The sequence below is a fragment of the Pseudomonas sp. ANT_H4 genome (assembly GCF_008369295.1).
Lineage (GTDB): Bacteria > Pseudomonadota > Gammaproteobacteria > Pseudomonadales > Pseudomonadaceae > Aquipseudomonas.
Map to the genome: position 1 here is coordinate 11,379 of NZ_VOBG01000032.1, position 12,783 is coordinate 24,161.

Below are 12,783 nucleotides of genomic sequence, written 5' to 3' on the forward strand. Positions count from 1 at the left end.
TTACTTGGAACCTGCCGCCCAGCGCATGCCCCAACCGTAAGCCTTGTCCATGGCCGAATGTCCATTGTGGAAGTCCACGCGTCGGCTCACCTTGACGCCGCCGCCAACATTTTCCAGCAGGGCAATTGCACACATGCCCTGACGGCCTCCTTCTTCATTCAGCCGAACTTCAATCGGCGGCTGGCCCGGGACATGAATGGTCACAACACCATCGGTCTCCCGCCAGTTCGGTGCGCCTTTGTAAATGAACGCAAACACCAGAACCTGTCGAATATTGCCCCAGTGTTTACCGTTGATATGAAGCCATTCGCCATCACTGACGGCGCCGGTACGGTCGTCACCCTTGAGCTGAATGTAGGGCTCGTAATCCAGATCGCCGAAGCAGTTGCCCAGCGCCTGAACGACGCCCTTGGAGCCGTCCTGCAACTCGTAAAGGCACCCGACATCCAGGTCGATGGAGGTGTTGCGCGCGAAAAAGCCACCACCGCCCTTGCCTTTGTTCCAGTTCAGGTTGACCTTGATTTCGCCAAAGCCCTCGGACGTTTTTTCCAGACTGATCGACGAGCGCGTCTTGTCGAGGGTGATTTTGCTGAGACTGACCGAAGGCTTCGGCGCCGCTACCGGAACGGGCGCGGGGGCCGGAGCGGGTACAGGCGTTACGACCGGAGCAGGCGCCGCAACTTCAACACCAAAGTGCTTGGCCAACGGCTCCAGGCCGCCGGCAAAACCCTGGGCCACACAGCGGAATTTCCACTCACCCTGGCGACGGTAAAACTCGCCAAGAATCAACGCAGTTTCCTTCATGCCCGTGGTGGGTATCTGCGCCTCGATACCGCCCGTGACGGTCAGCGCAAGATGAGATACTCGGTCAAAGCTGGCTTTGTTCTCGTAAATCGTCGCGGTCAGCGCCACTTTCTCGACCACAGCCTCAAGGCGCGACAAGTCGAGGGTGAACACCGCGCGACCGGCCGAGGACTCGGTCATTTGCACCGTGCCGCCCAGTACCGTGGTCTGCCCGTAGAAACACATGTCGGTGTCGCCACGGACTTTCCCGGTGGCCCCCAGAACAAACGCAGACACATCAATATCAGCGCCCGGAATCGGCGAGTAGCTGATCTCGACCTGCGCCTGACCGGTGGCGACCGGAGCGTTTGCGCCTGGTCCCAGGGTCGTCATGAGCGCACTGCCTGAACGGCCAGGCTGACCAGATCGTCAGCGGTGCGGCCGTTGGTCACTTGACCGATGGCCTTGAATTCCCAGTCGCCGCCCTCGCGCACCAGGCTTGCCATGACCACACCGGTATGACGGCCCTTCTCGGACAGATTGAAGCGCGCCAGTTCGGTCTTGTTGCTCGCATTGACAATGCGGCAGTAGGCATTGGCAATTTTTTCGAAGTTCTGCCCCGTGAAACTGTTCACGGTGAACACCAGCGATTTGACCGTAGCCGGCAGGCGCTGCAGGTCAACGGTGATGGTTTCGTCGTCGCCATCGCCTTCACCGGTACGGTTGTCGCCGGAGTGTTTGATCGAACCGTCGCGCGATTGCAGTTGACGGAACCACACCAAGTCAATCGGCTTGAGGTTTTCATCGAACAGAATGCAGGAAGCATCCAGGTCGACTTCACCGCTGTTGCCCATCAATCGGCCCAGGAACCCGGACTTCTCCGGGTCCCAGCCCAGGCCAAGGCTGATCGATGTAAGACCACCACCGCCCGCTGTTTTTTCTAGGGAGATTGTTTGGTTTTTAGTCAGAGTCAGGGCCATCTGTACGCTCCTTGTTGATCGTCGTTTTCTGGTGTTTATCGTTGTTGCCTTCAGCCGGGTGAGTTGCAACGGCCATAATGCCTGCACCTCGATCCCCGGCCTTGGCTACCCGCATACGCCCACGGCGCCATACGGGGTGAAAGTGTCGCCAGTGTGGATCTTGTGCTGCGGCCAACAGTTCTTGATCGCCGCGCGTATCGCCCCAGGCGCGCAGCCGGTAGTGGGTCAAGTCGCCGTACACAGCTTCAAGGCGATGTACCTTGGCTTCACAACGGCAGTTATTACCCGATATACGTCCTGTCAGACGTCCATCAACAACCTCTAGTTCAGTGCCGATCAATTTGATATTGAGACGATCGGCAAACGGCTTCAAGACTAACGCTGGGGAAGCAGAGCAGAGCGTGACCTCATGGCCAGCCTGCCTTTCGGCCGCGACAGCAGTCAAACCGACCGGGCGCATCAGGCGAGCCCAATACAGGCCGCAGAACTCTGCAGCCTTGTGCCGTACCCATTCTTCCTTGGTATCGGTCAGGAAAGCGGCAATCAGCCTTGCCTTGAGTTCGTCCCGCGACAAACGACGCATCAGGTAGCTCACGCTCGGGCCCAGGAGACGCGGCAGGCGCTGGATAAATTCTCGCTTACCAAATGCAAATTTAAGAAACGGTACAAAACTGTCATGGCGCGTCAACGTGCCATCAAAGTCAAAGACAGATAGCACTTTGGCTCCCACAGGGCCGCGCTCAAGCATTTCCTGGGTCATCGGCCAGCCTCTGCAAGACGGATTAACGGGTCGGCATGACCCGTCTCGGCAAGCCTGACACCGTGCCACTTGGCGCGTTCAAGGATATTGGTTGCCCATTTGAGGTGAGTCGCTGGTTCGCACATAGCGTCATTGTGTTTGAAAACAGCGGGCGCAATTTCATTCAGCATTAATTTGGCACAATTTAGATCCTCCAGGCTAACGCGCAAGCTGTCCTGGATGGTGTTGATCTGGCTTGGATGAATCGCGGTTTTACCCACCAGGCCATGGGCAATATCGAGACTCAACTCTTCCAGCAGCAGATGGGGTGTCGCCAACTGCTCGAACACCGGCGCGGTCAAGGCAAACCCCTGGGACCCCATCACACCGGCAAGCATGGGGATTACATAGCCCATCGGTGTGTCGTACAGGGTCGTGGCCGGATTGCGTCGTAAACCCAGGCAGCCCATTAAGTCGTTACCGCCGATCCGCAGCGCAATGATCCGCGGGAACAGCGTTTCTTTAAGGGCTTCGCCCAACTCGACCATGGCCCCCGGGTTGAAGACTTCCCGGGTCTCCAGGGTCGGCATGAGCAGAATTTCTGGGTTAGTGACCGCCGACTCCCAGGCGCGCAGGTTCGACAGGCTCAACTTGGGCACGACAAAACCGTCGACATGGACCATCAGCGGCCACTCGTTCAGAACCGCGGCCATTTGCGAGTCCCGCGGGCGCACGAACAGCATCGGCCCGTCATCCGAACGCCCGCCCTGCTGTTCAATGGCACTGAGCAGGCGGTGCAGGTTGCGCAATGCCGTGTCGACATCTATTTCGGCAACCGCATCCTCAAGGCACACCACCATGGACCGCAGTTCAGGCAGTTTTTTGCGAAAAACCACGTCCAGGATGTCCTCCCGGGTGGCCGGCATGTAGAGCGTGGCGCCGAGGGCGTAAGGCGAAAATCTTTTCATCAACTCAAACTCCGAATCACGGTCACGGCACGGTAAGGGCCAAGGGCCGCACCGACTTCCTCGACCGTCAAACCGGCCCGTTCGGTCAGGTGCATCAGCAACTGCACGTCCGGGTCACTGCGATCACGCACCAGAACCTGATCCGGCACACGGCGCAGTACGGCCCGCGTGGCCTCGGCAATACCGGGTTTTACCCGATTCAGATTGGTAATGCCAAAACGCCCGGAAATAACATCGATCACCTCCAGCGCCGCAGACTGCAACTCGGTGCGCCGCGCTTGCGTCCACGGGGCGACAGCCTCGACCGCAGGCAACGTACGGCGCACAGCCTCGATCTGGTCGATGAAGTCGCGAGTCACGTCGTGTTCGTGCAGGTGGTCGTAAACCACGCAACCATGCAGCCCGCCCTCGGCAGGCCAGATGGAGCGCGAGACCAGGCCGGAAACCGTGGCCCCGAGGATGCCGGATGGAATCACCCAGTCCTCGGCCGAAGCCGCCATCCAGGCGCGCCCACAGGGGTCGGCCAGCACCACAAGCCGTGGCTGCTCAGGAAACCGCGCATCGCCCTTGAGGCTACGCTGGATCTCGCCAGAGATCGCGCCCTTACCCGTCCAGCCATCCACGAACACAATGTTTTCAGCGCCGTGAGCTTCGATAACGGCTTCCAGGGCGATCATGTCGATACCGCGATCACGTACGATGCTGATGCCGTAATGATGGGCCTCACGCCTCAGGTCCAGTAGCGCGCGGCGCAGCAGCACGCCCAGCGGAAGACCCGCACGAACGAAAGACACGAGCGCAATCGAAGGGCCCTTGCAGGCCTGATCCAAAGCGATGGCCAGGGACTGCACGTCGCCAGCCATCCTGGCCGCATTCTGCTGCATGGCGCGCTGGTACAGTTCTTTGTGAACCTCGGTAGGCGCCGACTCTTGGCTGATCATCTCCGAGTAATGCTTCTGTTGTGTCTGGATCAGGCGCTCTTTCTCCTGAACATCCGTCACTTCGATCTCGACGGGCTGCAACAGGAAAAGCACGTCGTCGGCCAGGTAGCTACCGCTGCCGACGGTTGTCAGATGAGCGAAAGCATCAAGCATGGATCATCGCCTCCACAACCTTTGCCAGCTGGCTATTGGCCGGCGTCGCCCAGAAGTTGCATTCGTTCATGAAACCCAGGTCGGTGACACTATCGCCAAACCCCAACACCGGGCGTTCGCCATTAATGGCTCGGTCTCGACGCAGCAATTCCTGGACCGCCTGGCGCTTGGCCAAGCCATTGGGCAGGAAGGCCAGGTTGTTGCCATTGCCGTGAATATGCAGACCTTCCAGCAGGCCACGGGCCTGCACTTCAGCCAGGACCTTTTGCAGCACCGAGTCGTCGGACTCGTTGTGCTTGGTCACCACGTAGTTGAGCAGGCCTTGTTCTTCGACTACCCAACCGCGCAGGGAGAACCCCATTTCCTGGCCAATGGCCAAGGTCGCCGCGCTGAGCGCAGGCAGGCGACTTTGATAGGCCGCGAGCACATCAGTCATCTGCCCATGCCAGTCCATGTCCAACGTCCCATCGGGCTGAAGGATCACGCCACCGTGGGAGCACACCGCACCCGCGACAAAGGGCAATTGCACACGGCTGTAGGCTTCGACACTACGCGCCGTGACCGGGACCACATCGGCAGACTCCAGCAGCCACTCCACGAAGGTTTTCTGCACCGAACTCATGTAGCCATTGGGCTGGCCATCGACATCCAGCGTCGCAGTATGCCGGGCTGCGCCTTCGGGCATCTTGCGGGCAGTCTGAAACAGCGTGTCATCGAGGTCGATGAGTATCAGGGGACGCTTACTGCTCATCGACAATGACCTCTGCGCTCAGTGCGTCAATCAGCGATTGGGGAACCGCTTCGACAGGTGTTTCGCTACAAATCAATACCCGATCGAATTGCCCTGGCCGCACGTTGTAAAGAAAATTAGGAATACCTAGACCGTAGTTGTCGGCAAACGACAATGCGCTCCCGATCTCATGGCCCAAGGCAATCGGCGAGCGAGTAGTGGAGCTGAAATGGACGTCAGCCCCTGCCTTTTCAAGGCGCTCAGCCAACAGGAACGGACGCCACACGAACTCGCCAGTCCCCACAACGATGATCCGCTCACCCGGCTTGACCTGAATATCCGGTGCCAGCGTGTCATCCACATGACGCACGCCCAGACGGCCCCAGTCATTGCACGGATCAATCGGCCACTCACCCACCGCAACCGCCCCCACATCGGGCATTTGTGGCAATGGCGCGCTCACATCCTCAAGGAAACGATACGTGCCCTGCAGCAGGGACACCTCATCGGCGGTCTCGCCCAGCGCATTGCGCACAGCGCCCTGGGACCAGTCGGTAAGCACGCAGGTCACTACCCGCTCTACCTTGCTCAGCCCGGCCTCTATCAGTGCCCGGTGCAGATTGATGAACGTCTTGCCGGTCGAGGCTTCATCGTCCACCAGCACCAGGGAGCGCGCTTGCTGCATCATTTCCCGAATATCGGGGTCGGTGGGCTGATGGATCAGGTGTGCACTGGCGTGACTGTGCTCTTCTTCAAAATGGGCGAACATTTCAGTGCCCACCGGATGGCGCGTGCTCACCAGATAAACCGTGTCCGGGCGAGTCTTGCTAAAAGCGCGGTGTACACCGGCCCCCAGGCCCACTGCGGTCTCGGCCATACCGATCACCAGCACTGGCCCCGGCAAGTCCGCGGGAATCTTGGCGGCCAGGCTTTCGTAACTGGCCTGCATAGTCGATGGGCGCACAGGAATATGCTTGCCCAGCACGCGGGATACAAACAGGAACGCACGCTTTGGATTACGGCGCTCGGCGAACCCGAACAAGGATTCGGGGGCGATGGAGGATTGCTCTACATCAACTTCCATTAACCCGCGCTTGAGCTGTGCGCTGAGTCGATTGATCGGTGCTTTCACTACTGCGGCTTCCATGTACAACATTCCTAAAAGAGGCGTTTTAGTGAGTCAGACATCGCTCACTATTGTTTCAAGCAAGGTGCCTCTACGGATTTCTGGCCTCGATCCGCCAGAGCGAGGATTGTGCTTCACGGGCCATTTGCGAGGTCGAATACAGGCGGCCCGTTGGCGATTTGGAAGGGGACACCTGGCAGGCATCCAGGAAAGCCAGAAGCAGGCCGGCCTTGACGGCAAAGTTCATGTTTTGCGCGTCCGGCAAGGTCGACGTCACCATGGCGATGACCGCGCCGCTGGTATCAAACAATGGGCTACCACTGGACCCAGGCTGAATCGCTGCGGTGAATTGCAGCAAACTGGCATCGTTGTGTAGCCCAAACAGGCCCGACACCCCTCCCTGTGTCACATGAACGCCACCGCCTGCCAGGCCCGCCATCGGAAAGCCAAGGGCAATCACCGATTCGCCCAACGCGCCGCTGGCGCCTTCCTTGAAGACCACTGGCGCCAGTGGCGGGCAATCCTGAACCCGCAACAGGGCAATATCATTTCGTTGATCGACCACCACCACTTCGGCGCGGTAACGACCGGCAAAAGAGGAAATGTGCAGCTCCTGCATGTCCTCAATCACATGGGCACACGTCATCACATGACTGGGTGAAACGGCAAAACCGGTGCCCGTGGCAGAACCACGGTTTCTCGGTGAATCGCCTGAATACGAACGGCGGGTCGGGTGTGCGTCATCGATGACAATGCCCATCCGTCGCCCCATCGCGGCAAGGCCATAGGCCGAGCCTTCGGCGAGCGCGCGGAACTTCCACTGGTTGTTACGTTTGTAAAACTCGCCAATGACAATGGCCGATTCGCCGTTATTGCGCAAATCGAGGGACAGTTCGACCTCGTTATCGACCTGTAGACGCAACTCCTTGAGCTCACTGACAGGGCCTGCTGCTGCGAACGTATAAACGACCAGCAACACCCCCTCACTGCCGCCGGGCAGCGCTGACAAATCAAGGGAGCAACCAATTGAGGCTGGCGTGCCGCTCCACTCCATCCATTTCTGGGTGACTTGAAACAGCGCAGGGTCCCCCGTCGGCATACGCTTCTCGGTGACAGGGAGCAACGCCACGGCGGCGTACTCACCGAAGGCGCTGGAGTTACTGCAGTCCAGTGTCCATGCAGTCTTTACACCTGAAATCGCGGTGTTTGCTCCGGGTGTAAGCGCCTTCATCCTGGTCTTCCTTGAACGATGTGGCTGTAATTATGCCAACACATCAAGAATCATTCACTGTCTGTATGGCCCTGTAATATCAGGAAGATGCTATCACGGCAACCGTGATGGGCTTCACGCGCACGCCCTCGACCCACTGCCTCGCAGGCTCCGGCAGACCCAGCCGACGAGTGGCAAATATTCCGGCCAGGTTCACCCCTGTCGCCCGGGTGTAGCCAATACCTCCGGAGTAGCGCGGGTTGATCTCCAGCAGATGGGGAATACCCTCGTGGTCATCCCGCGTCTGCACGTTCACCAAACCATCGCATTTAAAGTGCGCGGCTGCCTTGAGGGCTAACTCCACGGCGGCCGACTCGCGTTCGAATGTCTGGTGAACGCCCTGCTTTCTTCTGCCCACGAATGCCACGGGCCTACCCGCTTCGCACACCATGTCCACCGAGCACTCGTTGCCGGCCAGATAAGGCATAACCAACATGGGCACCCGTTCTGCCCCGGACATGTAAATCTTCAGGTAGGTATCAAAGTCGACTTCCCGCGCGTCTGGGTTTTCCAGACAGCGGAACGGGTCGACACCCGACTTAAACCGCCAGAACCCCTGGCCATAGATCCCGACCACAGGCTTGATGCAAACCTCTCCCTGGCTCGACAACACCTCATGGGCAGCGGCCAGTTCCTGGGCATTGGTCACCGTCAGCGCCGGCGTGCAAGCGAGCCCCGCACGCTCGGCCTCGGCAGTGAACAGGCTTTTATCGTCCACGTTATTGAAGGTATCCATGGACATACCGCCAGTAACAAGGCGCAAGCCAGCCGCGTCGAACCGATCTCGGGCCGCTTCGTACAAACTGCCGATACGGCCAGCAAGCACCACCTCGATGCGATGCTCAAGTGCCGTTTCAATCACCCAGTCAATACGCTCCTGGTTGTCTTGAGGCTCTTGAAAGCTAACGTCGGCCTGCCCTGTAATTTCGGGCCGGTCCTGACGATGGGAGGCAAAAACCCTGACACTCGCCGGCAATGCTTCACGCGCGCCCATAATAATGTCGCGTTGGCTGGATTGACCTTCAAGAAACCAGATCACGTGTACGCTCCTAAATGAACATCGGCGGAAATTGCCGCACTCGTCGGGTAAGAACGCCCAACGCTAGGTAATTTTTCCGACACGATAACGGACATCAAGCAAAAGGCTACTTAAATCCTGTGTCGCCATATCACTGGCTGGAAATCGGCTGCCTAGAGCAGCAAGCGTGCAAGCTGCGGTGGGAATGGGAGATACGGGGGCAGGATCTACGCACCAGCGTGTTTCTGATACTGGCCGGTTTCGGCGGGAGAAGTGACAGAGCCGGAGTGGAGGACGGCGTGTCGGTCAGCTTTTTCTATCGTTATCGGTGGGGCGACCAGAACAAAGAGTACTCCAGAGGAGTCCTGGCCGCGTAAATCCCTGACTGACATCCGCAATCTGGCACTCGGCAAGATTGGTGTGCCAGCCTGTCGATCTATCAGCATCCCTTTAGATGGGTAAGTGCCTGGTTCTTAACGCCAATTAGAAAAGCACGCCGGCCTCAGCAAGCACACGAACCTGATCGTGCTGGGTACCGCTGTCGCCAAAGGTTGAGCCAGAGGTGGCCTCCTCGGCGCGCACGTAGGCGAGTTCGCCGCGCACGAAGAAGCGACCATCTTGATAGGTCGGCGTAGCAGTCAACGACCAGGCGTTGGAGCCTGCTCCATAAAGCAGGTTGGTGGGCGAGCAGTCCTCGTCGGCTCCGCAGCCGCCGCCGTTGCTGTCCAGGTATTCGGCGCGGGCACCGATCGACCAGTGGCTAGAGAAGCTGTACTTGGCAAGGAACGCTGCCCCGTACGTTTGCGCTGCGCGATCTATACCTGCTTTCGCGTCCTTATCGACCCGGGTGTATTGCAGGTAAGGCGTGAGCGTCAATGCCCCATCGGTGTGGGTGAAGATCACGTTGTAAATCTGGCTGTTGTTCTGCGCAGTGGGTGTCGCGGCCGAGGACTTCGAGTTGCTGGAGACGTTTGCTCCCCCGATCACGCTCAAGGTGTTGGCGGCATCAAAGGCATATGAGAAGGAGCCCGTCACCCAGTTGTACTTGCGGGAATAGAAACCGTCGTTCAGCGATAGCGCTGCATTGGTCTTGCCACCGGAATAGTTGACCTGCACACCACGGCTGATGGCAGGTTCCTGGTTCCACAGCAGCCCGCGCTGGATGTTGATGTTCTGGAAGGTGAAGGTCGACTCGGCCCCGATCATTGTGGGCAGCGAGCCGGCCATTACGGAGATTTCCGGGCTGATCACTGCCTTCAGGTAACCAACGGGAACGTCGCCGTAAAGCCTGTCCACGGTCTTGCTCGACTTGAGATAGGCGGTACCAAGGGAGGGCAGCACATACGATCCGGCCTGAATGTAGAACTGCAGCGGCCCCTCGATCGTCTGGATTTCCACCTGGGCGTTGCTGACATCGGCCAGCGACCGCGAATTGCCGGTGTCGGGTGCATCGACCACATGGTTTTGCCACAGGGCGATCCCTGTCAGTTGCCCGCTTACGTAGACTTTCCCCAGAGGGCCAGCATCAATGGCAAAAGGGTTGTCGTTCGGCTGCAACGTGCTGGAAAGACTAGGTGCGGACAGCGGGTCGGCTGAAACACTGGTGACCGCAAGCAGGGCTGCAACACCACCATATGTACGGAGAAACATACTGGCTTGGTTCGAACTTTTTTCCGAAACGAGGAGACAACCATCAATACCTGAAAAACGCGTGACGCACTGCTTCATAGTGATGCTCTCGATACCTTGGATAAACAGCGAGAGAGCGTATTGGAGTCGCGCATCAAGGCGCTGTTGTCTTTTTCTTTGTCCGCATAAATTTTCAATAAAAAACAATAGGTTGTTATGGTTTAAACAATGCAATGCCTTCAAGGTCACTCTATTCCAAGTCAATCGACCCAACGCCATGTTGCAGGGATCTCATCAATGCATTCACGTGTTCAGGAAGGCCAACCCTATCCACTCGGAGCGACATGGGACGGTTCCGGGGTCAATTTTGCAATTTTCTCGGCCCACGCTACAAAGGTCGAACTTTGCTTATTCGATGCCGATGGGAAAGAGGAAATCGAGCGAATTGAGCTGCCAGAGTTCACTAACGAAACGTGGCACGGTTACCTACCCGACGCCCGGCCTGGCACTTTATATGGCTATCGAGTGCACGGGCGTTATGAGCCGAAAAACGGCCATCGTTTCAACCATCACAAACTTCTAATCGACCCGTACGCCAAGCAGATCGTGGGTGAACTGCAGTGGGACGATGCGCTGTTTGGTTACACCATAGGCCATCCCGATGCTGACCTATCGTTCGATGAGCGCGACAGCGCGCCGTTCATGCCGCGCTGCCGGGTGATTGATCCAGCGTTTACCTGGGGCAACACGCCCAAGCCAAATATTCCATGGGCCCGTACCGTTTTCTATGAAGCCCACGTGCGCGGTTTTACCAAACAACATCCCAGTGTGCCGGAGGTTGCGCGCGGTACGTTTGCCGCTTTCCACGAAAGTGATGTAGTGGAATACATCAAGTCACTAGGCGTAACTTCGGTTGAGCTGATGCCCATCCATCACTTCCTGGATGACAACCACCTGCTTGAGAAAGGCCTGCAAAATTATTGGGGCTACAACACGCTGGCGTTCTTCGCGCCGCATGCACGCTACATGGCTGGCAGTTCGATCGGCGAATTCAAGATTATGGTCTCGCGACTCCACAAGGCTGGCCTTGAGGTCATTCTTGATGTTGTCTACAACCATACTGCCGAAGGTAACGAGATGGGCCCTACTCTCTCACTCAAGGGCATCGACAACGCCAACTATTACCGCCTGATGCCGGACGATGCGCGCTACTACATCAACGACACCGGTACGGGTAACACCCTAAACATGAGCCACCCTTGTGTACTGCAAATGGTCACCGACTCGTTGCGTTACTGGAGTAACGAGATGGGCGTTGATGGCTTTCGCTTCGACTTGGCGACCATCCTGGGCCGCGAACCCCAGGGCTTCGATGAAGGCGGTGGCTTTCTCGACGCCTGCCGCCAAGACCCTACCCTGAACCACGTCAAATTGATTGCAGAACCCTGGGATTGTGGCCCTGGCGGCTATCAGGTCGGTAATTTTCCCCCAGGCTGGATGGAATGGAACGACAAGTTTCGCGACGTCTCCCGCGCCTTCTGGAAAGGCGACGATGATCGCCTCGGTGATTTCGCCAAGATCTTCCTGGCCTCAGGCGATCAGTTCAACCGACGCGGGCGCGAGCCAGCCTCCTCTGTAAACTTTATTACCGCCCACGATGGCTTCACGCTCAACGATTTGGTGTCTTACAACGATAAGCACAACGAAGCCAACGGCGAAGATAACCGCGATGGCCACTCGGACAACCGCTCCTGGAACTGCGGCGTCGAGGGCGAAACCGATGACCCCGAGATCATCGAATTGCGCTACCGACAGATGCGCAATTTACTCGCCACGCTGTTCCTGGCTCAAGGCACGCCCATGCTGCTCGCCGGTGACGAGTTTGCAAGAACTCAAGGCGGTAGCAACAACGCTTACTGCCAGGACAGCGAGATCAGCTGGATCAACTGGAACATCAGCGAAAAAAGCGCCGAGCTGCAGGACTTCACGCGATACCTGATCGAGCTACGCAAGCGCTACCCATTGCTGCGTCGCAACCGGTTCTTCACAGGCGTCTACAACGAGCACCTGGATATCAAGGACGTCAGCTGGCTACAGCCCAATGGCCAGGAGATGGGCAACGAGCAATGGAGTGATGGTAGCAACCGATGCATGGGCATTCTGCTGGATGGCCGTGCGCAACCTACCGGCATTCGCAAAGCGGGCGGAGAAAATTCGCTCTTGATTATCGTCAACTCACATTTCGACGTAGTCGCCTTCGTCTTGCCCGAAGTGCCGCAAGGGCAACATTGGAAATTACAGCTAGATACCAACCAGCCGGAACTGGTGGCGGAGGAAGTGTTCAAGTTTGGCGACCACTACCAAGTGACTGGGCGTTCGACATTGCTGTTTGAACTGGCCGTCAGCCAGAAAAGGAAACGCCGATAGCCTGCCCCTGAGCGATCCT

The 12,783-nt window shown here is 58.0% G+C and carries 11 protein-coding genes; 1 reads left to right on the plus strand and 10 read right to left on the minus strand.

Going from position 1 to position 12,783, the window contains the following annotated elements; genetic code table 11:
* The 10 genes from FQ182_RS26200 to FQ182_RS26250 all read right to left on the minus strand — a co-directional run bounded on the left by FQ182_RS26200 (position 1) and on the right by FQ182_RS26250 (position 10,580).
* Positions 1-1,176 (minus strand): TerD family protein, encoded by a 1,176-nt coding sequence (locus FQ182_RS26200; protein ID WP_149415122.1) that lies wholly within the window; start codon positions 1,174-1,176, stop codon positions 1-3.
* Positions 1,173-1,763 (minus strand): TerD family protein, encoded by a 591-nt coding sequence (locus FQ182_RS26205; RefSeq protein ID WP_149415121.1) that lies wholly within the window; start codon positions 1,761-1,763, stop codon positions 1,173-1,175. Before FQ182_RS26205 ends, FQ182_RS26200 begins: the two co-directional genes overlap by 4 nt.
* Entirely contained in the window at positions 1,744-2,523 is a 780-nt protein-coding gene (locus FQ182_RS26210; RefSeq protein WP_149415120.1) for an HAD family hydrolase, read from the minus strand. The genes FQ182_RS26205 and FQ182_RS26210 overlap by 20 nt, the downstream gene beginning before the upstream one ends.
* On the minus strand, positions 2,520-3,470 hold the full coding sequence (locus FQ182_RS26215; protein WP_149415119.1) for an HpcH/HpaI aldolase/citrate lyase family protein: 951 nt from the start codon (positions 3,468-3,470) through the stop codon (positions 2,520-2,522). The genes FQ182_RS26210 and FQ182_RS26215 overlap by 4 nt, the downstream gene beginning before the upstream one ends.
* Positions 3,470-4,564 (minus strand): cysteine protease StiP domain-containing protein, encoded by a 1,095-nt coding sequence (locus FQ182_RS26220; RefSeq protein WP_149415118.1) that lies wholly within the window; start codon positions 4,562-4,564, stop codon positions 3,470-3,472. Before FQ182_RS26220 ends, FQ182_RS26215 begins: the two co-directional genes overlap by 1 nt.
* Positions 4,557-5,315 (minus strand): trehalose phosphatase, encoded by a 759-nt coding sequence (locus tag FQ182_RS26225; RefSeq protein ID WP_149415117.1) that lies wholly within the window; start codon positions 5,313-5,315, stop codon positions 4,557-4,559. The genes FQ182_RS26220 and FQ182_RS26225 overlap by 8 nt, the downstream gene beginning before the upstream one ends.
* Positions 5,305-6,441, minus strand: coding sequence for a phosphoribosyltransferase domain-containing protein (locus tag FQ182_RS26230; protein ID WP_149415116.1), 1,137 nt, complete (start codon positions 6,439-6,441; stop codon positions 5,305-5,307). Before FQ182_RS26230 ends, FQ182_RS26225 begins: the two co-directional genes overlap by 11 nt.
* A 70-nt stretch (positions 6,442-6,511) precedes the next feature.
* Positions 6,512-7,651: a trypsin-like peptidase domain-containing protein gene (locus FQ182_RS26235; RefSeq protein ID WP_149494055.1), complete on the minus strand. Its 1,140-nt coding sequence runs from the start codon at positions 7,649-7,651 to the stop codon at positions 6,512-6,514.
* Between the two features lie 79 nt (positions 7,652-7,730).
* Positions 7,731-8,729, minus strand: a complete 999-nt coding sequence (locus tag FQ182_RS26240; RefSeq protein WP_149415019.1) for an ATP-grasp domain-containing protein — start codon at positions 8,727-8,729, stop codon at positions 7,731-7,733.
* 462 nt (positions 8,730-9,191) lie between these two features.
* Positions 9,192-10,580 (minus strand): porin, encoded by a 1,389-nt coding sequence (locus tag FQ182_RS26250; RefSeq protein WP_218575107.1) that lies wholly within the window; start codon positions 10,578-10,580, stop codon positions 9,192-9,194.
* A gap of 54 nt (positions 10,581-10,634) precedes the next feature.
* Here FQ182_RS26250 and glgX point away from each other — a divergent pair, with 54 nt between their 5' ends.
* Complete coding sequence (gene glgX / locus FQ182_RS26255) at positions 10,635-12,764, plus strand: glycogen debranching protein GlgX (protein ID WP_149415018.1); 2,130 nt, start codon at positions 10,635-10,637, stop codon at positions 12,762-12,764.
* Positions 12,765-12,783: the final 19 nt, after the last annotated feature.

Excerpts from the sequence above, each read along its gene's own strand:
- FQ182_RS26215 (WP_149415119.1), bottom strand. The coding sequence starts at position 3,470 with ATGAAAAGATTTTCGCCTTACGCCCTCGGCGCCACGCTCTACATGCCG.
- glgX (WP_149415018.1), top strand. The coding sequence starts at position 10,635 with ATGCATTCACGTGTTCAGGAAGGCCAACCCTATCCACTCGGAGCGACA.
- FQ182_RS26200 (WP_149415122.1), bottom strand. The coding sequence starts at position 1,176 with ATGACGACCCTGGGACCAGGCGCAAACGCTCCGGTCGCCACCGGTCAG.
- FQ182_RS26205 (WP_149415121.1), bottom strand. The coding sequence starts at position 1,763 with ATGGCCCTGACTCTGACTAAAAACCAAACAATCTCCCTAGAAAAAACA.
- FQ182_RS26230 (WP_149415116.1), bottom strand. The coding sequence starts at position 6,441 with ATGGAAGCCGCAGTAGTGAAAGCACCGATCAATCGACTCAGCGCACAG.
- FQ182_RS26210 (WP_149415120.1), bottom strand. The coding sequence starts at position 2,523 with ATGACCCAGGAAATGCTTGAGCGCGGCCCTGTGGGAGCCAAAGTGCTA.
- FQ182_RS26225 (WP_149415117.1), bottom strand. The coding sequence starts at position 5,315 with ATGAGCAGTAAGCGTCCCCTGATACTCATCGACCTCGATGACACGCTG.
- FQ182_RS26235 (WP_149494055.1), bottom strand. The coding sequence starts at position 7,651 with ATGAAGGCGCTTACACCCGGAGCAAACACCGCGATTTCAGGTGTAAAG.
- FQ182_RS26220 (WP_149415118.1), bottom strand. The coding sequence starts at position 4,564 with ATGCTTGATGCTTTCGCTCATCTGACAACCGTCGGCAGCGGTAGCTAC.